Annotated in this window: 17 protein-coding genes; 6 read left to right on the forward strand and 11 right to left on the reverse strand. The window is 43.3% G+C overall.

Annotated features, from left to right (window positions below; genetic code table 11):
* Positions 1–39: 39 nt before the first annotated feature.
* From trhN to parM, 10 genes are all read right to left on the reverse strand, one after another.
* The gene (trhN, locus tag EDF88_RS22840) at positions 40–3228 is read right to left on the reverse strand and encodes an IncHI-type conjugal transfer protein TrhN (RefSeq protein WP_134187559.1); all 3189 of its coding nucleotides are present in this window, start codon (positions 3226–3228) and stop codon (positions 40–42) included.
* Between the two features lie 13 nt (positions 3229–3241).
* Positions 3242–4294, reverse strand: coding sequence for a TraU family protein (trhU, locus tag EDF88_RS22845; RefSeq protein ID WP_208326169.1), 1053 nt, complete (start codon positions 4292–4294; stop codon positions 3242–3244).
* 144 nt (positions 4295–4438) lie between these two features.
* A complete protein-coding gene (locus tag EDF88_RS22850; protein ID WP_134187561.1) occupies positions 4439–5950 on the reverse strand; it encodes a TrbC family F-type conjugative pilus assembly protein in 1512 nt (503 codons plus the stop codon).
* Entirely contained in the window at positions 5937–6464 is a 528-nt protein-coding gene (lepB, locus tag EDF88_RS22855; protein ID WP_134187563.1) for a signal peptidase I, read from the reverse strand. The genes EDF88_RS22850 and lepB overlap by 14 nt, the downstream gene beginning before the upstream one ends.
* Before the next feature lie 270 nt (positions 6465–6734).
* Positions 6735–11006 (reverse strand): hypothetical protein, encoded by a 4272-nt coding sequence (locus EDF88_RS22860; RefSeq protein ID WP_134187565.1) that lies wholly within the window; start codon positions 11004–11006, stop codon positions 6735–6737.
* Positions 11007–11129: 123 nt separating this feature from the next.
* Positions 11130–11690, reverse strand: a complete 561-nt coding sequence (locus tag EDF88_RS22865) for a plasmid transfer protein (RefSeq protein WP_115632033.1) — start codon at positions 11688–11690, stop codon at positions 11130–11132.
* Positions 11687–12118: a hypothetical protein gene (locus EDF88_RS22870; RefSeq protein ID WP_115632034.1), complete on the reverse strand. Its 432-nt coding sequence runs from the start codon at positions 12116–12118 to the stop codon at positions 11687–11689. The genes EDF88_RS22865 and EDF88_RS22870 overlap by 4 nt, the downstream gene beginning before the upstream one ends.
* Positions 12108–12560, reverse strand: a complete 453-nt coding sequence (locus EDF88_RS22875; RefSeq protein WP_115632035.1) for a transfer repressor — start codon at positions 12558–12560, stop codon at positions 12108–12110. The genes EDF88_RS22870 and EDF88_RS22875 overlap by 11 nt, the downstream gene beginning before the upstream one ends.
* A gap of 377 nt (positions 12561–12937) precedes the next feature.
* The gene (locus EDF88_RS22880; protein ID WP_134187567.1) at positions 12938–13606 is read right to left on the reverse strand and encodes a hypothetical protein; all 669 of its coding nucleotides are present in this window, start codon (positions 13604–13606) and stop codon (positions 12938–12940) included.
* A 13-nt stretch (positions 13607–13619) separates the two neighbouring features.
* Complete coding sequence (gene parM, locus EDF88_RS22885; protein ID WP_115632037.1) at positions 13620–14657, reverse strand: plasmid segregation protein ParM domain-containing protein; 1038 nt, start codon at positions 14655–14657, stop codon at positions 13620–13622.
* A 399-nt stretch (positions 14658–15056) separates the two neighbouring features.
* On the opposite strand from parM, the gene EDF88_RS22890 reads away from it, so the two are divergent.
* From EDF88_RS22890 to EDF88_RS22915, 6 genes are all read left to right on the forward strand, one after another.
* Positions 15057–15971, forward strand: coding sequence for a hypothetical protein (locus tag EDF88_RS22890; protein ID WP_115632038.1), 915 nt, complete (start codon positions 15057–15059; stop codon positions 15969–15971).
* Positions 15968–16774: a hypothetical protein gene (locus tag EDF88_RS22895; RefSeq protein ID WP_134187570.1), complete on the forward strand. Its 807-nt coding sequence runs from the start codon at positions 15968–15970 to the stop codon at positions 16772–16774. The genes EDF88_RS22890 and EDF88_RS22895 overlap by 4 nt, the downstream gene beginning before the upstream one ends.
* Positions 16771–17292: a hypothetical protein gene (locus tag EDF88_RS22900; RefSeq protein WP_115632040.1), complete on the forward strand. Its 522-nt coding sequence runs from the start codon at positions 16771–16773 to the stop codon at positions 17290–17292. The genes EDF88_RS22895 and EDF88_RS22900 overlap by 4 nt, the downstream gene beginning before the upstream one ends.
* On the forward strand, positions 17289–17675 hold the full coding sequence (locus EDF88_RS22905; protein WP_115632041.1) for a hypothetical protein: 387 nt from the start codon (positions 17289–17291) through the stop codon (positions 17673–17675). Before EDF88_RS22900 ends, EDF88_RS22905 begins: the two co-directional genes overlap by 4 nt.
* A gap of 872 nt (positions 17676–18547) precedes the next feature.
* Positions 18548–19801 (forward strand): ParA family protein, encoded by a 1254-nt coding sequence (locus EDF88_RS22910; protein ID WP_134187572.1) that lies wholly within the window; start codon positions 18548–18550, stop codon positions 19799–19801.
* Entirely contained in the window at positions 19798–20799 is a 1002-nt protein-coding gene (locus tag EDF88_RS22915) for a ParB family protein (RefSeq protein WP_134187574.1), read from the forward strand. The genes EDF88_RS22910 and EDF88_RS22915 overlap by 4 nt, the downstream gene beginning before the upstream one ends.
* Before the next feature lie 592 nt (positions 20800–21391).
* Here the strand turns inward: EDF88_RS22915 and EDF88_RS22920 are convergent.
* On the reverse strand, positions 21392–24085 hold the full coding sequence (locus EDF88_RS22920; protein WP_115632044.1) for a TraC family protein: 2694 nt from the start codon (positions 24083–24085) through the stop codon (positions 21392–21394).
* Between the last annotated feature and the right edge of the window lie 9 nt (positions 24086–24094).

Here is a 24094-nt window from a genome sequence, read left to right on the forward strand (position 1 = left end):
TGTAAAAAGGGGCCAAGTTTGGCCCCCTTTTTATTGTTACTAATATTTTGGAAGTTGCTTTCCGGTTATTGGATCTACTGATGTTGAACCCACTTCACATATTGCCGGTCGAGGTAAATAGCTACAATCAACGTTAGCCTCCTGTATCGCCTGAGAGTTCTCCTGTTTAGCTTTAATCATATTATCCTCACCGCCCATTGATTCTTTAGCTCTTTCCGAAGGTAACTGATAATTCTCGTTTTTGAATGGCAAATTGGCCGTCACAGACTCCTCTGTGAATTTGCTGTACTGGTCCGGCACTTCTCCAACCTGTACTGCATCATTAATCCATTCAGTTAAGTCGATTTTATCAAAGTCAAGCTGTTGAATTTGAGTTATTGACAACCCAACACATTTTTCAGCAATAGGATCTATTCCTAATTGTGGATATGCCTGTTGCATAATTACACGCGACAGCATGGAGTTATAACAACACATGTCAGTAGCCTTTTTAACGCACTTCTTAGTAAAACCTATGTTTAAATATTTCACACAGCGTTCTGTATCAATTGTAAAGCAGGATTTCTGATTTTTATGGATACTTGCTTCCATTTCCTTTTGATCACAAGCAACCAGCATTTCCAGTAACATTTTGGTGACTTGATATGCTGTATAAATCCAGCCAATTACATTTAAGGCAAGCATGAAATTCGTTACCGCTGTTGAAAATACCGCATTTTGAGCTGTTGACCTTGCAGCATCAAAAACGAAATCTCTTACCGCGCCTGGCAGAAGATCGTAAGCCTTATTCATCGCCATTTGTTTCAATTGGCCCAGACCAAAACTTGTCATGGTTTCTTGTGCCAGCTGCCCGGTTCCACTTGCGCCACCTGACGCACCAGCAGAGCCAACAGTTCGACCCAGATTACCGGCCACATTCTCATAAACACTGGTCAGAGAACTGGTGACGTTACTCCACATTTGCCCAACAGTTTTGCCTGCGGAAGCTGTCCATTCACCCACGGAGTTAGCCATAGATGCCCAGGAGCCTGTGTCCCCTCCGGTCCAATTGACAAGAGTACTATTTACGGCACTCCAGTTAGTATTTCGAATCATCGAACCGGCCAGCATTATTGCTTCCAGGGAGCTTGCCGTTCCCTGCGGCGCTTCGCAGCAATCCGTCTTAGCCAGTCCATTAACAAAGCCAACTGAGCGCCCACACCATTCCTGTTTACCTTCGAATACAGAACAGGTGTTAGGATCGTTTGGGTCTGTACATTTAGCTTCACCCTGCATGTATTGGACCATGTTTGAGTACGCGATGACTTTGCCAAAGTCTTTGTTCTCTTCCTTCGGTCCTGTTTCACAGGTCCCTCCAGAACATGGGATCATCCCTACACAAGCATTGGTCTGAGATTCCACTTCACGCACAACATCTTTACCTCTGTCGCAGGTGTACTTCTGCTCGTACATGTAGCAACTCTTAGTCCCTTCGTCGTACCAGCCTTCAGCACAAGTCTGGCTGTCCATTCCGCAGGCCGCATCATTCTTATATACCCCGCAAGCATCGGGCATATTCTTGATATCATCGTAGTTGTAGCAAAGGTCGTTACCTTCCTTATCTTTCATAATTTTGCCACTGGCGTCATACGAGCAGATCTTTTCTTTAGCCAGGGGGTCGCAGAAGTATCCTTCCAGATTCGTCTTCCACGTCAGGAAGCCTTTATCCCCTTCATACAAAGGTTTTGCCATATTGAGAATATCGGCTGGTAAACGCTTAGTCCCTACGTCCATATCTGCAAAGCGGTCAAAACGGCAGAATGAGCTGGTATCTTTTACGGCGTCATAGCATCCCGCAGGCTCCTGGACATGCTTGTCTTCCAGTTTCATATTTTCAAAAGTTAATTCGACCTCGAAATACCCTTCCCCTTTACCGCCGACCCATACACGGGAGGCCATCGTCACTTCACGGTCTGGCTCGTTATAGACTGAGTTGCGAACCTTCTCGGTGATATCTATTGGCGCATTCAACTTCCATGACTTGTCCTGCTCCCAGCCACCCTTTGGAGCTTCATAATCATAATCCCGATAATCACCATCAATGTGCGCAAAAATTTGATTCCCATCCAAAGTTACCCTCATATGGTCATCCCACTCTGCGGCAACCACCCTAGCCGTTGCCAGCTTCGCATCTGGGTGAAACTTGAGTACCAGGGAGTTATCAAATACACCGTTCTGCCAGTAGTTATCATCCCTGCGGCCAAACCAGATTCTTACACAATTATCACCACAAACAGACAGGTCCCCGTTCCCACCCGAAATATAAACGGGCACAGTAAAATCTCGGGTTATTGTGCAAGAGTTGAAGTTGTCTTTTTTCGGGGAGTTGCAGTAGGACTCTTTGTAATCCGGGTAGTGAGTGGTAATTGTCTGCGTCTTTGTTTCTGTATTACAGTTCTGAAGCCAGTTACCCGTACCGGCTACTGCATTACCGATTTCATTACGGCCAGCATTAAACATCGGGTCGTTAGGTTTTACATTCGGGGCCGGATTGTCTTTATTCGCATTTACCAGAGTACGGTAAGCCACACCATCATAGCTCTGAGCTTCAAAAAGCTGGCTTTTCCGATTCTTAATATCGTCTAGAAAACCGTCTTCATCTCCGTAGCGGCCACCAGCAGCAAACTTTGTGTCACTGTGCTTTTGTTCTGAGCTGAAAATCTCGCCGGTATTTGTTTTTGTGCCCGGAGTGGTAATGGCACTATTACTTATTGAAATATTTCCGCTCGCATCACGTGAAAGTTGCTTTGCCCCCTCTTTGGTATAACTCGAATTAATGGTTCCACCCGACATACTCGGCAGAGATACTGAGCGACCTATAGATTTACCGTCACTCGCAGCGTTACCCATCACACTTTCATTAGAGTTTGATGTTCCGTATTTTCCGACATTTAGATTTAGGGAGTCCGCCTTACCCACATATTTGTCGGATATGGTGCCACTTAAATTCCCGCCAGATCCTGCATTTTTATACTTCTCCACGATGTCCTGGGCACTGGTCGGAGCGTTTCGGTTTGCATTGGGATTCGACAGGTTAAAGTTACTTTCCAGCTGGTCAAATATTGCATCTGCTGCGTATACTTTAGGCGTAGTGACCATATTGATCAGCGAAATATAAAATGCCCAGCTCAAGGTGTTTGTGACCAGTGAAACAGCAAGCGTCGAAGCGATTACTTTTGTAAATTTCACGCTAACTCCTTGATTATGGTATAAATCTTACGCAACAGTCGTTATAACGCCAAAGCATATAAACGTAGTTATCTATTCCAATTTTCTTTCTTCCGCCTTTCAATGTTGACCAGTCATGAACCGAATCACCAAGCCGGTGACAACAATCCGGGCCATCGGCTTCAGGTGTTGGATATAACATCGAGAGTCGGTACTGAGATCGGGGGGTGAAATACTCCCAGGACTTTTTGCACATTGCATCAGCACCCATGGTTCGCATCAACATTCCCTGCCGGTGCAGTTTTGTGAGTAGTCTTTGGGTGATTAATGAACTGGTTCTGACCGCATCATCATTTGCATATACGTGCCCCGTAAGTGGATATAGATTTCCATCACAACCGGCACAGAAGTAAGCTCCGAGGTTATCTTTCCCCGCAGTTACGGCCACACAATCAGCAGCACAGACCATAGACGCAATAGGGTTAGCAAAAACCACTGCTTCCGGGTTCAGAACAAGCGTGAGCAGATCGCTTTCCCACATCGGGTCAACCTCACTGATGTAGGTCAAGCTGGCGTCGATATAAGGTTCCGCAGTACATTCACCAATAATCAAAAGCTTCAGCATCGTCATAATGGGAAATTCCCATAAATGCACATCGTAGAAACCAGCTTCAGTCGCCGTCATTGGTTGATTTGTATTACTTTTACCTAAATCGAACTGGGACTTTTGAAGCATCGTCCCTTCAAGAAATGGGCTACACCAGGGGCTTTTTACCACCTCTACAATCTTCACCGGCTGGAAAAAACTTAATTGCCAGCCGACTTCAGGTATACCGTTCTGGTCGGTACAGTAACAACCCGGGCGTGATGGAGCTGCGCCTTCAGGAGCTGCACCCACTCCCATGATCCTCATCGGGAAAATACAGCTCCAGCAGATGTTTTTAATCAAGCCCTGCCATACACCAGCACTCTGGCACATGGCACCGTTTGCTACACCATTCCCCGCAGCAAAAACGATTGTGGGTAGTGATAGTGTTAGCAAAATTGAAACGGCTAATTCCAAAAGTAGCTTTTTAAATTTATTCACCGAAATTCCCACTATGACTTAATGAATGAAACACTGCTGTTCACAGCTTCTATAAACTTGCTGAAATATTCACTCATCTGACTCGGGTAAGTGAGGGTCAGCCAGGTTGCGAATATTGCACCGATTATGAATCCGAATTTCATATCATTCCCCTTGATTAGTTTTTACTGAACCAATACCACGCACTTCAGCCTCACTAAATTGAACAACACGGAATTTATCCTTGTCATTCTCAATGAGTACTGGAGTGGTTTTAATATGAAAGCGGCTAATGATCTGCTCATTAACTTTAAATACTTTTCCATTAAATTTTTCACGCAGGTCATTCAGATCCTCCCAACCATTATCCTGGTTAAGACGAGTGAACATCGGCATGACCTTGCCTGCACCGAGTCGGGATTTATATTGCTTCTCAGCCCATTCAACTTGTTCTGGCTGAAGCGGGTCAAATACAAGCATTGTTAAATTTTGAGGGAATCGCCCAAGAGGGTTAATTAACTCACCTGCATAAGCGATTACTCTTCCCTGTTTGTCTTTTACATCCTGAGTCACCTTAACAGTCGGATCAATCAACCACTCCTTGTGCTCAGCTGCTGGCGGGAGGTTTATCATCCACTGATTTTTCCAGGTGTCAGCTAGCGCTCTTTTCTTGGCCCCGTCCCAGTCATATTTGTCGGCCCTTTCTTCGAGCTCGACAATAATACTTTTCTCTTCGACCGGATAACTATTACCGGCCATTGGGAATAGGTCCTGATTTGGATTCTTCTCAAGTTCACGTTTGAAATAATCCAGGTTGAATGTGCCCACCATTTTGGCATAGCGGTTTTTTTCACGTGATATAACTGTCGGGACCTGGCTAATCTGATTTTGACTAAAACTATCAGGATCAATTGTTATCAGTGGACCATCCTGAAGTTTAGCTTTAACGAGAAATTGATTGATTGCCGCCTGAGTTTCAGTCAGCCGAGTGGTCCCCTTTTTCAGTCCGTTAAAGACTACTCTGGCATTATGTTCGGATGCGGTTCTAAGAAGGTCTTCCATCACATAATCCGGCATGCTGAAAGAGGCAAAGATTGTAATACCTGACTCTGTAGAAAGTTCCTTTTCCCGATTGCTATCAATTTTCCTTTCAAAGTCTGCTGCTGTGATGCCCGAACTCCCGAACATTTTTTCGATATTTTTCGACTGGCCCCGCATGGCTTCAGGCTTATTCTGTACAGCTTCTAATGCATTATCATTTATCTGAGTGTTGGATTGGATCTCATCCCTTCTCTTGGTTATTTCCTCCAACGCCTCATTACTTGTCTGCTCTTCTCTGATCTTCTTTGTATGGTCGATTATTGACTGAATGCTGTCTGCGGCCATTCCAGGCACATAACCATGGTTAACAGAGGACCCGAGGATATCTTGTTTCTTGAGCGCTCCAGCCTGTGCTTTGTACTTCTCGATTTCAGGCGAAGATAATTCACCGGCTGGCTGTAACGCTGACATTTCGGTAACAGATTGCCCTCTGGAGCTTAACGCACTGGACTGCTGTGCAATGCTTTCTGCATCTTGCTGATATTGCTCATTCGTAGCGATTGCACCCGCAGAAAGTGATAAAGAAAGAATTGCTAACGTGACTTTATTTTTCGTTCTTGATTTAAAAAATGGCATAGGTCGTCCCTATCACTGAAGTTAATTTAACTGTTCCCCAAAACCTTGAATCCCATGAGTGGTCTGTTTGACCGATGAGAAATACCTCCCCATCAGGGACTACTAATTCTCTCTCAATCAATTTGGGTGAAACCTGGTACTTGTGAGAGATACGCCTGGCGTTTGCCGCGTAAAACTTTGTGCCGTTGTATACGCCATCCATTGTGATGCGTAGTTTATCCCCACCGACCCCGGCCACAATTTTGATAATTTTCTCACCTTCATTAATAAACCTGACGGTTTTCGGCATATTGAATGCAATGAGAGACCCCCTGCTCACTAATGTATTTGCATGGTCGATCATGTAAAAATCAGCTGGCAAACATCCATTCAACAACCCATAACCGAAGGAGAAACGGCTAAATACGAGCCAGGCAAAAAAAGCAATCAAGGCCAGATTTATCGGACCATATAGATCTAAATTCAACATCCCCCTAACCTTTGGAATGTATTTATCGACCGCTTTGATACTCATGCTTCAGCCTTTTCCATTTCCTTGACTGAAACTATTATCACCTGTACGCATGCTCAAAATTTTCAGTTAGCCCCCTAATTTTTTGGCTTTATTTAAGGCTGTTATTTAATGCATCCGGAAAATGAAACCAGGAAACACCCTAATATGTGGGTGGATATTCCTATCGAGGGTTAGGTCATACAGCAAAAAAAAACCGCAACTATGAAAGTTGCGGCTCAATGACTGGTTTTGATTCTACCTGCCCTCACAGGCAGGCTTTAAATTACATACTTACTGGGAAGATGTATCCGCCGGTCCCATCACAGTTAATGTCTGAGCAGCACTGTCGCCACTGTCATCAAATGCTAGAACTTTAATATCCTGCTTCCCTTTATTCAGGTTTTTCGACAGGGTTGCCGAACTCCCAAATACACTTCTCATTTCTCCGTTTATGTACCATTCATAGCGTGAGATTTTTCCATCTATATCCGAACATTTATTGGTAAAGTTCCAGCTGAGCGATGTCTCTGTATAGCTGAGCGAACAGACTGGCGGCGCATTCTTGACTACATCAAAATCCAGACTGGCCGAGCCCCTTTGTCCCAGCTGACTGACGACATCGATGGTCACATGATATTTACCTTCCTTCATGCCGGAAATAAGCTGTGCCCAATAGTTTTTCCCTACCTCTACTGGCGTTCCGTTAACTTTGTAGATCACTTCATCTACACGGTCGGCAGAATGAGAAAGCTTAATGTTGGACCTTAACGTGACATCCAATGGAGCCCTCATAAACTTGTTTGAGAACTTCGGCGTCATTTCCACTTCCATTGGATTTTGCTCACCAACGATTACCGTGTTGTCGATCCGCTGTTCATTGCCCCTGTTATCCTTAAACAGTAATGACAAAGTGAATTTACCCGCGTCTGGGATTGAAAACTCCTTCTTGTCTCCCTCGTCCTTAGTTAGCACCAACGAATCTTTTGCATAAATCCATTCACGGGAGTACGTCACACCGGGATAGCTATCATCATCAATGCCTGACAAGGAAACGGTAAGAGTTGAAGGCGCCATGGAATACTTCAATCGTGAATTCATTTTCACTTCCGGGAATTTATATACCCACGATTTTACCGACGACTTACGGGTCCCTACGGTTTTCTCCTTGTTACCCGAAATCCAGGCGCTATATTCAAATGCCGCATAGCCCTGTTTATCAAGCATGTCTTCAGTCAGCGTAATAGTCAGTTTTTTACCAGATATTACCTGGCCGTCCGGTGTTTTCCATTCCTCTACCACAGCCGTACCGCTGCCGAATTTCTCATTAGGGTTAACGTATACACCCTCTAAAGTTACTTTTTGGCCGACTTCAACTTTCTCGTTACCAGTCACTCTTACCGATATCCGTTTCGGTGTAGTCACACTCACTCTTGAGGAAGCATCTTTCCAGGAGTCTGCTTCGGCCAGCTCGTCAGCATCGTTGTAGCGCATTCGGGCATAAATCACTGACGGGATGGTCCCCGAGCCCTGGATGGTGTAGGTGGAACTGCCCTCTGTCCAGTTCTCATTATCTTCTGACCACATGATCTGAGCGGTTCCATCAGGAATGGCTTCTTCGTTATCAACAAGAGTCACTGGAATATCATTCCCTTCCAGCGTTGGTGTAACTTTAATACTGATCTTAGGTTCCTTATACGTCACTACGGTTAGCACATCCGTCAGGGACTCAATTTTTGAGAACTTATTCGTCAGCTTAGCCCGATACAGCCATTTACCCACCTCGGTCTTTTTAATGGTGACACTACGTTTACCTTCCATTTCACTGAGCGTTGTCCAGGTTTGACCATTATCAGCTGATGTTTGCCATTGTGTTGGCGCTAATGCATCTGAGTCAGCTGTGCTTTTGGTTTTAAACGAGACAATGGTGCTTAACGGAATTCGGCCGATGATCTGACTCTTAGACAGACCACCTTCAAGTGCTTCACCTTTGTAGACCCTGATACTGACGGTGCCACTCTCTCTCTTCATAACAAAATCATCGAATGGTGAACGGACCTGTGCCACGGCCACTAGACGTGTGTTACCTAAATCCATGCCTTCAATATCGATGTTCGTTGATACCTGACCAGCATCATCGACAGGCAGCGCTTTAGTTAGGGCTTTGCGTTCATAGGTGGTCTTGTAGCGGCCTGATACTGGATCAATCCCATAAATACTTTTCTGGGAGTATACCGTTACGTCCCAATCACCCATGATTTTGCGGTCGAATCTGCTTGCTCGAATGTCGTTGCTGTACCGGCCGACACTCACAACCAAAGGCATTTCAAGTCCAGTTGCCGTTTTCTTCTCATCAACTTTCATGGTGGCTTTGATGTTGAAGTCTGGCACGGTATAGACGTTCAAAGTGTCCAGGGTCGTTATCGATGGGTCCTTTGTATAGTTGGCTTCTATATTCAGCGTGTTCTTAGTCCAAAGCGCTGAAGCTGGCATTTTAATCCTCTGAACAAAAGTGGTCTGGTCATTGTTAGAGGATCGATTTTTATAGGTAGTTTTCACTGCATCACTACCATTCTGGGCAACAGAAATAGTAATGTCAGCAGGCACTACTTTGGCGAGAATGCGAGCAGCCTCTCCACCTGTTGTATAAACCAGGGCAGTGTTACTGTTGATACCTGCAATGGTTTTACTCTTTTTATAAGTAATAACAGGGTTATAAGGTAACTGTGTTAACAGATTAAACCGGTTCCTGGCCGAAACTGCATGCGAGCCTTTGCCGTTGATCATGTGAACTTCATAGTCCAGAAGGTTTTCCCCTGAAATGTTGAAGAACCCACTCAACCCCGGAACTCGGCCTTTAAAGTAGAATTCCAATCCAGAGGGGACGTTATTCCATTGCGGATAACAGGCGATAACATTTGAGTTAATCCCGGTCCATTCAAGGTAGTCCTTAGCATTTTGCTCAGTCGTAAACAGGTTACATTTTTGCCCGTCTGTTTGTGTAAGCAGGTCCGTATACTGGCGAACTCGGGAGTAGAGAGTTAACCCCTTCTCAAGAGTTTTTAGGGTGAATCCGGTAGGTTGGTAAAGGAATGACGTGGAGTAGCTGACGGCTTTTCCGTAAATATTTTCCGCCACCACAGTGATGTCATGATCTGCATTGAGTTTGAGGTCATCACCTTCAGGTAAATAGTAAATGCCTTTAATGTTTGTTGGTTTTAGGGTGACAACCTTATTGTCTATGGTCACAGATTTGATATCTGCAACACCAGCCTGCCCCTGGAAAGCTGCGACTATGACTTCGTTGAGGAAATACACCGGTTCACGTTTGCCAAGCACCAGCCCGTCTTTAATCACCATCAAAGTCGGATTATCGGACAACATTAATTTTGATTCTGGCTCATCGTAAACTGAACTGTTTAGGCTTTTGTTCTCTAGCGTAAACTGGGCACTGTAGGAGCCATTAACGAGATCGGTAATATCAAAGATATACAAATAATCGCTACCAACTAACTGAGGGCCTGAAACGGGGCGCAGGGTCCTTTTAGTCGGCGTTGCCCATGACTGTTTAAAGTCGATCACCGTTCCGTCATCTAAAGTAACTTTCGTAACGGGCTTGAATACGCCATCCGGCGTCAATGTAAGGGTCATTTCTGTAGGTAGCCACCATTCACCTTCAGAACCAGCTTGCGGAGCCTTAACAGCAACGGCAACAGTTTTGGCACCAGTAAATACGTCCTGGCCTCCTACAGTGATTACTTTGGAGTCTTCGGTGAAATTCCAAAGAGTGTGGTCTACAACAGGCGGTCGATAATCCCAGTTCAACGTCAGATCATGAGTTTCCGGAGGAGAAAAGTAATTATTTTTCGAGTTGGCATTTACCGTGATTGCCCGAACACCGCGTGGCTCATCGTTATCACTTATTTTTACGCTACCCACAGTGATCGTGCAGTTGTCAGCACCAACAGGCACTTCACAGGATGACCCGTTCCCGACAGAGATATACTGAAGATAGTTTCTTGCTTCGACAGTTACAGTAATGTCCCTGAGGGCTTCGTCCTTGATGTACGAATTAATAGAAAAGCCATCGAGCACCTGGCCGTTAATGGAGGATTTCATACCTGTTATAACGGGTTTTATCGGTGCAAGAGCCTGGACTTTATATTCGCCCGTTACCACCTCTACCTTTTGCCTTTCACTTCCTGAATAGTATGAGATCTTATAGGGGAGTTTTATTTCACCGACCTGAGACGGAATGCCGCTCGTAGTGAATCCGTTGGCAGCAAACCCAAACGAATTAGGTAGCCATTCGAAGAAGCAGACAAGATTGCCAACCGTGGAGGTGGCCCGGTCATCAACCGATATGTTACAGGCAGAGCCCTTCCCTGATGCTGTTATCGTGCTCGTATTAACAAAGGCCACAAGGTCCTGTTGGTCTTTGTTAAACGCCACCTCTGGCATATCTGCTTCTAGCTTCCCTGATATCATTATTGCCTCTGCATGAACTTTCGACAGAGGTGTAATTAATGAAAATAACAGAGCAAGCTTTACCCCGGATTTTCTCATGACGAATTCCTGTAGTTCAGCGCTGAATGCTGAATACTTTAACCTACGAGGATGAGATAAATTCTTGCTAAAGGGGTACAAAAAAGCCGCCCCCCTGACAGGAAAGCAGCGTTTAAACAGGATTTATTTGGCTTTAGATTCGGCTAGTCTTAAGGCCGTAATGATTGATTCGGTACTAACCAAAGGCATTTTCAGCGATACAAAGCCAAGGAGAAACAAACCGACCCGTACACAATCCATTTCCATGACAGGAATGTAATGAAGAAATTTTTCAATGGTATTTTTTTCTATCGGGACTATACCGAGTTTAAAAAGTAACCCACCCTTATTATTGGGTTCTACGCTAAGATTTTTATAAACGCTGTGACTGCGGTGACTTGTTTTTCGATTCTCAATTTTGAAGGTATTTTTTATTCTTAAGAAAACTGAAGCTAATGACATTACTTCCGTCATTGATAATTTCATAATGACACAGTTCTCAGTCGTCCATTCATATCCCCCACTACTACTGGAAGGGGCTACAAACAAATTTAAATAAAACTTATCAGACGGAGATGAATACTCGGAATTGTCAGAAGCTTTGGTATCTTCCTGGTTAATGACCAGTTCCAGAGCGCATGCAGTCCCAAAGACTTTTATGTTTTGTGAGCGCGTTCCGTTAACCACTAACTGGTCATTCATCATGATTTCTCGTTATATATCCAAATTCCGGAAAGTAATTCTCCAGTGAGATTATTTTGTAAATCTCCGATAAGGTAACCGTTTTCACTCTTAGCGATGATTAAACTATACACACCCGTTTCAATTTTCCTGGCTGACGTAACTTTCGGTACGGTGCATGGCTGATTTTGACTCAAACCATCAGCAGCTGCTAGAAAAGTTACTTTTGCTGGAACACCATTAAAACTGAGTTCGTTGTCAGAAATTATTTGGATATTAAGTGCCCCACCATCTTTTTCACATGATTTAAATGGCAATGCAGTATTAAATTTATTTGCTGTGAAACTCGTCAGGTCAGGCGATACCACCTGCGACCGTAAAAAGTAAAATGAACCTGCCGACAATAAAACCAGAGATACAACACCACATACTATCAATGACTTACGAATCATCCCCCACATCCTCATGAAGTAAGTGCAGAGCACTCAGTAACATTAAATGAAGCTGGTAAAGCATATTGTCCGGCGTAACTCCGCCAACAAAAGTAACGGTCCTGCGTATAGATGCACCAGCTGGTTCATAGAGAATGTAACCAACGCCAGAATCTCTGAGCAGACTGTCCTCTTCTTCGACCAGATCAGTATCAAGGGCCGGAACAATAACTTCTATCAGTATTGTATCAACAGGAGCCATATCCCAATCGTATTTAACTGATGAAAGTGGGGCTATAGAAATATGCAATTCATCAATATCAAAAAGCACTGGTCGTGCCCATTTCAATTCTTCAGGGGTGAACGAGTTGTCTTTATGAACTATTGGATAGTCTGATGCATTTAAAACCTCGATCAGCTCATTACGACGAAGACCGTGAATCAAGGAGTTGCGTGACAACATATGGATAACCTTTATTATAATATTATTCGCTTAATCAAACGGTTAGGTGATTAAACAAAAGTCTTAAACCTACCAAGCAAGGGAGAGCTGGTTATGATTTATTACTAATCTTAGCCAGATCTATCAACTCTAAAGCAAAATTGCGTCAACTGTGTATGGTACTAAAGTATGAGTTTTATAACTGCTTGGCTTCAATAGGTTTTCTACTCAGTTAATCCGAAATGTACAAAGGATACTCTGACATTTTACTATGAAATTCAATTAACTTACTTAACTAATAACTAAGGATTACTCTTAATTTTTCAAGTTTTCATTGATGATTTAGCTATCATTTAAATTAAAATGCCAGTTTTGTAAACTGGCATTTTTAGTAGGCGTCAGGCACCAAATGTTTTGATTCTGTTTTTTACCGACTGATTTCCACGATTTTTACTAGTAGTTGCTGGAATTTCCTGCAAGTTTTTATTGGTTAGACCAGATGGACTCGTTGCGTCTATTGTATCTGAAACTGCAAGATTAGCTTTTTTTTCCATCAGCGGCACTGATGAATGCTCTCCTCCCGTAGGTTCTAATAAATGTTTATCTGTTTTAGTTGTCAACGATTCTGAAAGAGTATCAGTTGTAATTTCAGATTTTGAGATTGGAACAGAATGAGTCGCTAATTCCACTTTGAGTGTTTGGATCAACTTCTCTACAGAACTATCAAACCGGGCTCCAATTTCTTTAACCAGATGGTCTGAATTTTGTGAAGCATGCGGATCATACGCATTACCCGGCCCGCTTAGCCCAGTGATGAAATCTCTTAATTGACTTAAGGTCAGTTGGTCTGCATGGGCATTAATCATGTGCATTAATCTTGGGTTAAGCGAGTTAATAATCAATCCCGCGATTAATGCATCTCGTATTAATTGGGTTTTCTCCCCACGGTGAGCCCCGTTAAGGGCCACCATTGTGTCATGCGCAAATTTACTTTGCTTCTCTGTAATCCAAAATGCATGAACCTGGGTTCTGAGGCCACCAGTTTCGCTGTTGGTGTCTTTTGACATGAATTATCCGCTACTAGTTAAAAAGCACTGATTCAGCGATTGAAGTAGCAAGTGCAAGCTGTGGATTATTAACCACCACTACCTTCGCATTTGGATAGTTCTCTTCAATTGCATCAGCAATCAAGAATGAACCGCCCCCCACAATAAAGATGTAATGTGGACGTTCTTCAATCTGCTTTACTGCTTTAACGACCATATCCTGCAATTTCTTAACCGCAGCATTCACAGCTTCGAATGTTTCAGTCCGCAGACTATCCGTAATTTTTAATGCATTAGCATCACTACGATTTCCGATTAGATGATCAATATATGCATCACTATCGTTGACGTTAACGGACTGGAGGTAACGTCTAATTTCATCATAAACGACAGAACAACCAATTCGGTCAAAACCCTTAACTTTTGAGATTTGTTCCAGCTGACCACTGATACTTGCGGCATCTAGTGTCGTACCACCAAGATCCAATACCAGGCTAACTTCGTATGATTCAATAGTAGATAGTTCCGAAGCCTGGGAAACCGCAGGTAATGATTCAGGGAATACGGAAATTCCTGCAACATTAAAAGATACTGTTTGACCATTTACATGGCGACCTACAGGTTTCAATAAGTTGTCTTTTTTACGCTGGATATTTTCAGTATTTAGCTCACCCATTGAATTATAGAACTGGCTTAACGGCAGTGTTACATGAAGGTGTACAGCTTGAGGTTCAATACCTGATGAGTGAAGCGCGTGATGGACATTCAGTCGGCTGATTTCATCATACTGATGTGCCACATCTGTTGTTTCCAAGGCTTCAGTCGCTTCTTTGTGATGAGAATAACGTTCATATTCGTCAACAAAGTAGTTGTATGGATTGGTGCCTGTATGGGCTACTCGGAAGTTTGGAACGAATGAATTAGCCGAAAGATGAGTCTTCAGCTCGCCACGCTCATCCAAGAAAACTACTTTTGCGGCTTTGCTACCATCATCAATAACAATTTTCAGCACGTTACTCCCATCCACACCAGTTTGGACTTCTTCCAGCTGTTTGTTTTGTACTTCTGACATATCTCTCATCCTCGGAATTGGTTATTAAGATCACCGCTATATTGAGATTGATGATAGGTTACCTGTTAGTAATACACAACAGATTTAACAACTAAATATTGTTTAAATACATGAAATTACAGAATCCGTCCTAAGTTATAACCCACAAAACTACAAACCCTGTACCCGTAAACTAACACAACCAATTCACACAGCACATTTGGTTCCTTAAACTAACATATGGTTCTGCAAGTCTCTGCCATTTGGTTCGCTCAACTAACACCATGTAATAAGCACTCCCAACTTTAGCAAAGTAGTGTTCAGAATTTCACGATGCTTAACATGCCGAATTTCGCTCCTAACCAACCGAATAACATGAATCCGTAAGTTATTATTGGACCTCAACTACTAGGGGTTTACATGGCTGCAAATGATGCTCAGATATTAGATCTGACCAACTACAGTGGACGTATTTTTTTTATTTCTGATGTATGCGGGAATTATTCGTTCCTGTGTCATCTCATTCACTCGGTCACTGATTTTGATGATGATGTTGTAATCATCGGTGCAGGCAACTTGTTTGATAATGGCCCTGAGGGATATCAGCTGTTAAGAGCAATTAATACAAAGAGGTTCGAAGGCAGGAAGGTTTCATTTTATTCAGTCACCGGATTCGGGGAATACAATTTAAAAAAATTACTTCCACTCGATCCTGAATACCGCCAGTTCTATCCCGGGACTTCTGAATTAGAAAAATGGAGTGCCAATGGTGGCTCCTGGCACAAAGATATCAACCGTTATCATCTTGAAGATCAAATACGAGCATTAATGACGGAGCAGCTCCCTCTGATTTACTCAGTCGAGCTTCAGGGAGGAATTCGTATTGGGATCTGCTCATCCGATTACGCACCTATCAGAGATAGTTTCCCGGACACTTTAAAGGCCCTGCATGGATTCAAGTCTTCAACAGTGAGTAGTTATATCGGGCAGATTATGTTTGGCAAGGAGCATGCATTAACCCCTACTCATATCAAAGGCGTCAATTTTCTAGTACTTGGGAGGAATTCTGTTAGTAGCATCCGAGCGGCACATGGTCTCCCGCTTAATGGCATGCCGGTTCTACTCGGCAACACTATCCACATTGGACCAGATCGAGAGTTATCCAAAGTGGTTAGACGTAGATGTCCTATCTCTATGCTCGAATTTATCAATGGCTCTAACCCAAGTTTCTTAGTCCATCAGGTCTGTTTAAATAAATCTGATGTATTGAGCATTCAATCAAACCATTTAGATATTCATTCACACGACAATTTTATTGGAGGAACCGAACCATGAGTACAAACAAAAAATTAGTAGCAGTCTTCCTCAGCTCAATGCTTTTAGCGGTTTGTTCTTCGGCCAGTTCAGATTCTGATATCCCAGCACCAGAAAATGAATCCGTCCAAAACATAAAGATTAGCTATTCCGGTAGTGAACTACTGGTAAACGGAATGAAGCGTCCCATATTGATTACTAGTGCGTCTAAGCGCAATTATTTTGAAATTACAAACCAATCTCAAACTAAATCGGCATATCTCGTCATACCTTACATCGAGTACAAGGTTCTTGCCAAAAACAAGATTTCTCTGGGTCACCCGTTAACCGTAAGTGCAGATGATGCTGGTAAAGAAGTCATATGGTTAGAACCTAATACTTCACTCACTCTCAGCTTGATCAATGATTACGTTGAAACACCTATCCAGGCCATTGTTTCAATCAATGGTAAATCTAAAAGTGTCGTTTCCCTTTTTGGTCCGGATAAATCTGACAAATTCTCACTGGTATCTGTTAGTGATGAAAAGAATGAATTGACCGATTCTCAGTTAGGCATTGAGTCGCTCAAAATCCCTGTCGTTACTGATGATTCAAAATTAATTACAGTTACGGAAAAAAATCGTCAGCTCAGCAGTAACCAGGCCTACACAATCGCTACGAAACCCAAAACTCACAATGTGGAGTTTTCGGAGTTCGTATTCATTCCAAAGAGAAACAGGTTTATTGGCGGGACTGGTTATTGGACGAAGAACGCAACAGTTGCGAAAGGAGAAGCCCTTAAGTTTGTGACTATGCAGAAAACAAAATTAAGGACAAGCAAATGAAATGGCTGTTATCCCTTCCACTTCTCACTTTACTTAGCGGATGTGCTTCCATTGATTCAAAGATTTCCTCAGTACCTGGCGTTGGGTTTGATGTCGTGTTGTTAAGTCGTACTCAGGCCAATCCTACTGACAAAGTTACTTTTTCAATAGAAAGCTCAGGCACAGACCTTTGGCTAATTGTTCAAAATGGAACAAAAGAATTCATACAATTTAAAAATTTAAATCTGGCCGGAAGCCGATGTTCTTATGTCTCACGAGGAAAGACTGCGGTCGCACCTGAAAATGTTTCTACTTTCAAAATGCCGACTCTTGGATTACTTGGCCTGTGTTTTTCAAACGAAGACCAAATGAAGCTTATTACAATGCCTTTCGAATCTGTCTCCTCCAAACAGACCAGTACAGAGTACCTGCCGACTTACTTTAGCGTCGACTATTACTCACCGGCAAAAAATACGAAAGGCCAGGGCCACATTAGTTATCAACTGTTTCTGAATTTCAAAAGGACGGAACTGCAATGAAAAATATCTTCTTAGTAATGATTTTCTTCTGCGGATGGGCGCAAGCATATCAATATAAGATTTTAACTGTACCTGAAGGTGCAACTGTAAAGAACATCATGACGAATGAATTGATTGGCACGACTCCTGTTTCGGTAGAGGTTAACAATACAGAAGCAGGCTCAACATTCGGCCTCTCTTACTATCGGCATGAAAATGTTGCCATTAAGATATTCACTGTTATGCCGTCAGCCGAAAACGGCTATGCGATTAGTGGACCTGATGTAGCGACAATGTCTTTACCTGGTAAGGCACCACTCAACGTTAAGAACGATTCCAACTCTTCTTCAGTCTTTATTGACATGAGACCATTTATGTCGGAACCAGCAAAGGTTTCTCACTGAAGACTACGCTAACCCCTTCCCTCCCTTTTGTTCTAAACCAGGCAGGGAAGGGATGCCTGATTCTTCATACGACTTCTTATATATCTGAGGTATTAACGTGATGAGCAATCTCGTTTAACCCCCTTAATCGCCAGCACCTGAATATACGCTTCGCCGTTTAACCCCCTTAATCGCCAGCACCTGAATATACGCTTCGTCGTTTAACCCCCTTAATCACCAGCACCTGGGTATAAGCTTTGCCGTTTAACCCCCTTAATCGCCAGCACCAGGGTATAGGCTTTGCCGTTTAACCCCCTTAATCGTCAGCACCAGGGTATTGGCTTTACCGTTTAACCCCCTTAATCGCCAGAACCTGAGTATAGATTTCGCCGTTTAACCCCCTTAATCGCCAGCACCAGGGTATAGGCTTTGCCGTTTAACCCCCTTAATCGCCAGCACCAGGGTATAGGCTTTACCGTTTAACCCTCTTAATCGCCAGCACCTGAGTATAGGTTTCGCCGTTTACCCCCTTAATCGCCAGCACCTGTGTATAGGCTTAGCCGTTTAACCCCCTTAATCGTCAGCACCAGGGTATAGGCTTTGCCGTTTAACCCCCTTAATCGCCAGCACCAGGTTTCCTAAATAGCCAACGACGCCATGTTAACGACCTTTGATTACTCACCAATTGGTCGACAGATATGAAAATTATCGAAACTTTTGTCTGAAACTCTAATGATAATGACGAAAACGTCTCAAAAAATGAACTGGGATTGGCAATAATTGACACTTACAGATAGAATTGAACGTATAAACCGTGAATTGAGCGCATCATTGGTAGATTGCACACTTATACGCTCAATTGATATTTCAATGATTAACAGAGTGGTTATAGAATGAATTTATTAGAAAAAATAGCTCTAGTCGGTCAACGCATGAAGAGCGAGCAGATCTCGCTTAAAGAGTCGCTGGCATTGTCTTCAAGAATTTCTGTTTCTGATGACACTATTGATGGTGTAGACCGTCTTATTTATAACCACTGCCTCAACAAAAAAAGCCTTGCTGACTTTTTTAGAAAATCGCGTAATACGTTTGGCAAAATGATTGCTGATATGGAAGAGGCCAAGGTTATCGGTGCGCCTATTTTCCAAAACAAAAACCATCTATATACACGCTTTGATGTCCAAAACATTATGGACCACCTCGGTTATCCGGCTTACCGAGACAGCTATCATAGTCGCGTTATCATCACGCAGAACTATAAAGGTGGCACGGGAAAAAGCACGACATCAATCTCTATTGCTACAGCGGCTGCGTTAGACCTAAACCTTAATGCAAAGGTATTAGTTATAGAGTGGGACCCACAGGGTTCGATAGGTAGCAGTATGATCCGCAGTGTCCAAGAGGATGATGTATTCCTCACAGCTGTGGATGCCATTTTGGGGATCTATGAAGATAACTCCGATTACAAAAAGTATCTGGACCTCGGTTTCACCGAGGCAGAAATTATCAATAACATGCCTTTTTCTACCCACCTTCCTAATCTGGATGTCATAACAGCATTTCCTACTGACGCTCGATTTAAGGATAGATACTGGCAAATGGCTAAAGAAGACCGAACGGAACTTCTGCTTCGCTTCCGTAATGTAATTCTGCCAGTTCTGAAGACGAAATATGACCTCATCATTATCGACACGCCACCAGAAGATTCCCCACTAATCTGGGCAGCAGATGAGGGTGCTGACGGCATTCTCGTTGCTGTTTCCCCTCGTGAATATGATTATGCGTCGACAACCGACTTTATGATTACCCTGAGCGAACGTTTCAAGCAATCCCCAAACAAAGGGGAGAACATTAAATGGTTCAAAGTGCTGGCCGTTAACGTTGATGACAAAAGTCCGTACGAACGGATAGTTCTGGATAAACTTGTTCGGACCGTACAAGATTTGTTCTTAACGACAAATATTAAAAACTCCGAAGCATTCAAAGCTGCTGCCTCAAAAGGGCGTACTGTTTTAGATATCAAGAAGTCTGAAGAGCTTTGCGCACCTAAACAACTGGATATCGCAGAGCAATCTGTTATGGCTGTCTATCAGCAATTTATTAACGAAATTAAAAGCTTTTCAGTTAAGGAAGGAGTTGAGAAATGAGTGACGGACAAGAAATTGGTAATGATAAGTCTCTCTATCTGAGCAACCCGAAACGGACTGGTGTTGTACACCAGTCCGGTTTAGCTAATCTGAAGACTGCCACTCGAGTGAAGAAACTTTTCACCCTGCATAACAATCGGAAAGTGGAAGCGGAACATATCACTATCCCGGCAGCAGATGTTCAGACTCAAACCGCTGTTCACCCAATGAACCCTCGTAACCAGGAAGCACTGAGCGTTAATGCTGTTAGAGATATCCTCCTTCAAATTGAAGCTCGTGGGATTGATACAGAGGGTGTGGCAGTTAAGCGAGCTGGTAAATATTTGTTGATTGAGGGTAGCCGCAGGCGCTTTTGCTGTATCAAGGCCAGTAAGGATTTGCCACTTTGGGTCTTGCCGGATGAACTAACGCCCGAAGATATCCAATCGATCATTTCTGCTGCCCAAACCTCACGGCGCTTCTCGTATCGCGAGATTGGTTTCCAGTACATTCAAAAGATGAAAGAGATGAATTTCACTAAAAATGAAGAACTGGCTAATTACCTCGGGACCAGCCATGTCTCTGTGTCTAAGCGAATTCAGGCAGCACAGATTTCTGATTCGTTGATAACGCTGTTCCCTGACTATGAGGCCATCCCTAATGCGTTCTATAACCAGCTTGCGCGCTTCCAGAAATATGTGGAGAGAAACTTATTTTCTCTGGATGATGTCGTTGAGCAGGTAAAATCTGAGACTAATGATTTACCGACTGATGATATTGCAGATACGCAGAAAAAGGTTCTCAAATCAATTATCAAGGCAGTGGAGCAGCTCGATGAGAATCGTCCCAAGAAAGGCTGGGAGACTCGCGAACTGGTGACATTCGAAAATAAAGACAAGTATGCTCGAATCAGTAAAAGTGCATCTGGCCGAAAAGTAAAATTCGAATTTAACCGAATGAGTAATGACCTGATAAAAGAGATTGAAGCATTCATCGCTGATAAGTTAAAAAATGACTAATATTTAACTTCCTAAGACAAAAGCTGCACTTTAGCATGGTGCAGTTTTTCTACTCTTTACTTCCCCCAGCCCCCCTAAATCAATTATTAACGCATTCGTTTGCTACCTATCATTAAATTGCCATTGGTACACAAAACTAACTAATGTTAGTTCATTGAACCACCATCTCCACGCATATTGAATAATTCAACCATGTGGAACGGTAAGCTAACAAGGCAAGGTTGATATAAGTAACAAGTGATTTTAAAGTTATATATCGATGTTATTTAAACGCTACAAATAAACTTTTACACCACAAGTAATTGAATTTTATTGATATTATTTTATCGCAACAACAAGCCTACATATGGTTCTTAAAAATAACATGTACCATAGAACCTACACTTTCAGACTGCACCGCAAGGTCGGCTCTGAGAACGCTTGTGGTTGAAAATGTCTTTGAGGAAAAAATGAGGAACGATCAACAAACGGTGTACCGCAGCAAATAGGGAATTGCCTCTCCGAAAGGGTGGCAGTCAAATCTTATGTCATAACCAAAAGTTACTTTTTAGCAAAAAGGCCCACGAAGGGCCTTTATTATTTAAGCTAATGGTCAGGCCACTTTTGCTCTTTCCCTTTGCTCTTGTTCGTAGAGAATTTCAATCGCCTCCCCGTAGCTACAATCTCGCTGAGCCTGTATATCCCAAAGACGGGTCCTGTCTTTGGAGTCCGTTGTAAAGCAGAGCTCCATTTTACGGTCTACGTACAGCCTGCAAATCTCCTGGAACCCTTCGAATCGTATGAGCATTTCAGAGAAAACCCCCTTAACAGTACGAATGTTCTTCATGCGCTCATATTCGCCGTCAGAAGTAGAGAAATATTGATTCTTTTTCATAGATTCAATTGATTCTTTCTCCTGCTTCATGATGATTTTCCAGGGGCTGTTAGCCGTAATTGCACGGCCAACGGAGGAGGTAAAATAATCCTCAAATGACTGGGTTACACAAATTCCAGCACAGTTCGTTTTCCTGAATCGCCGCCATGCAGCTTCCAGGAATGAAGTAAAGAACTGGTTATTCGCCTGATTACCACCGTTGGCATTGTCCGGACGAATGTACTCCCATGCTTCATCAAGTATGAAAAGTCTTCTGCGACCATCACGCTTGATAAACATGGCATGCTGTGCGGCCTGGATGATCGACATTAAAACTACGGTTTGCAGATGCGGTGTTCCTTTCAGCTCTTCCAGTTCTAACACAATAAAGCGGCTATCAAAGTTGATTGGTGGAAGCGTTTCGGAAAAACGGTATCCGTAAATACCACCTTCGCACCATGCTCCCAACTGGACACCGATGTCCTTCATCCTGTCATCGGGAAATTCACGGCATCGACGTGCAAAACCGGTAATAGATCCAGTCCGCCCAGCTTTCCGGGATTCTCTGTACTCCTCAGCGATCAACTGAAGCATTACAGATTGCTGGAAATCATCAATTTTTCCAGATTCTGATGCCATGATTTTTAATTGGTTTAGGACCATTATGGTTTGAGCAACTTTATCCTTTTCATCTTCGTTTTCTGACTCCGAAGTTGAGTCACTTTCGAAAGTTGGGGCCTCTACTAAAGCTCTTTCATCAGCTGCAACGTCTGTCAAAAACGCAAACGGGTTGAGGGTAAAAGTAGGGGTGCGCCCAAAGTCGATGAATTGAGAGCTGGAGTATTGCTCGGAGATCCCCTGATATGAACGACCTACGTCCACAACGAATATTTGCGCTCCATCGGGGTCAAAACTGGTGTACCTGTTTTCAGCCAACAACTGTTTAGCATCCCGGTAATGATGCATCTCATTAGCTCTGGGACCAGCACCCAGGTAATTGTTGATCAGATAGTTTATGAAGAAAGACTTCCCGGCCCCGGAAGTTGCACCAACAACCGTATTATAACTGGCTGAAGTTTTAAAAATATCAAGTCCCAGCTGCTGACCTTCACGCGTCACCATGTTTATAACAGGTTGATTGGTATTGCCTTTCCATGGTCCAAAGATTGGGCATAAGTGTGCTGCCCCGGTATTAGTCATTACTTCGTGCCGGTCAAGATCATGAACGGTTTTGGCATCATTACACATAGGTAAAGTGGACATTAAAGATGGGAAGACAATATAGGAGTCATCCGTAACATTGACGCGGCTTTCCAGATAAAACGATTTCATCTGATCCGCACCACTTTGAACGTCTTCGGCCGTATTACCCATGACAGTGAAGGTCAGGTATCCCTCCATTAATCTCGCCCCATCCTCCAGCTCACGGGTGACAGCCATATAGTCATTGTCCATATCTCTTAGTCGAGGACAGAAGGTTAAGACAATAGGTATACCGGCTTGTTTGTTCGTGACAGCTTTATATCGGACGTTTTCTTTAGCAAGCTTGAGAGGGTCTGAATAGACGGTTGTGAGTGTTATCATGAATGGATTGAACACCGTTTTTCGACCATGCATCCAATTCACTACTAATTCATACATGCTTCCAAAACTTACATATTCAGGGAAACGTCTAACAGATAGCTGTTTGAAATATCTGGCTTCAGTCTTATCGCGGTTTCCGGTCGTCGTTGAAAAGTAGTTTTGTCCTACCTCGTATTTCCGACCCGGTACGTCCACCTGTTCGTTCAGCCTTTTGAGTGTATTGACTCTCATATTGCCTTCTGACCAGCGAGCATGTTCTCCAGGGTTCAACACTTTATCCAGGCAGTAAAGCCAGTCTTCGGCCTGAGCTGCAAATGGGGTCAGCCCCATAGTTACTAATTTACTTTTCAATTCTGAATACAACACGTCAATATTGCGTTCTTCAGTATCGGTAGGGAAAGCTCCAGCTAAAGGAATGGTAAATGAAATCCAAACCTGAAAATCACGCAGCTTCAATTGGTCATAGTCTGGCTTAAGCGGCTCTCTGGTACTGCGGTCAAAATATTCGAGTTGATATGCGTTAAGGAGGTCAGACTTTTCCTTGTCCTCCTCAGGCATACGGCCGCCACGCACGGATGCCCATGCACTCAGTTGCATTATTAAATCGGGTAGGCCGGACAAGGTCACCTGGCAGACGGTATCTGTAGGAAAATCCATCTTATACATCTCGGCCAGAATATCTTTTTGATTCTCATACAGGCCAGGGGAGGGATTACAGATGAACATAAAACCAAGCTTGTTGCCATCTATCAGGAAATAGTTACTGCCCGGTAACTGGTCGAAAACCGGAATATAGTTACCCAGCTTATGACGAACAAGCTCTTCATTAAATTGTTTTATCGGTTGCATTTATGTCCC

This window comes from Buttiauxella sp. BIGb0552 (assembly GCF_004366275.1).
Taxonomy (GTDB): Bacteria; Pseudomonadota; Gammaproteobacteria; order Enterobacterales; family Enterobacteriaceae; genus Buttiauxella; species Buttiauxella gaviniae.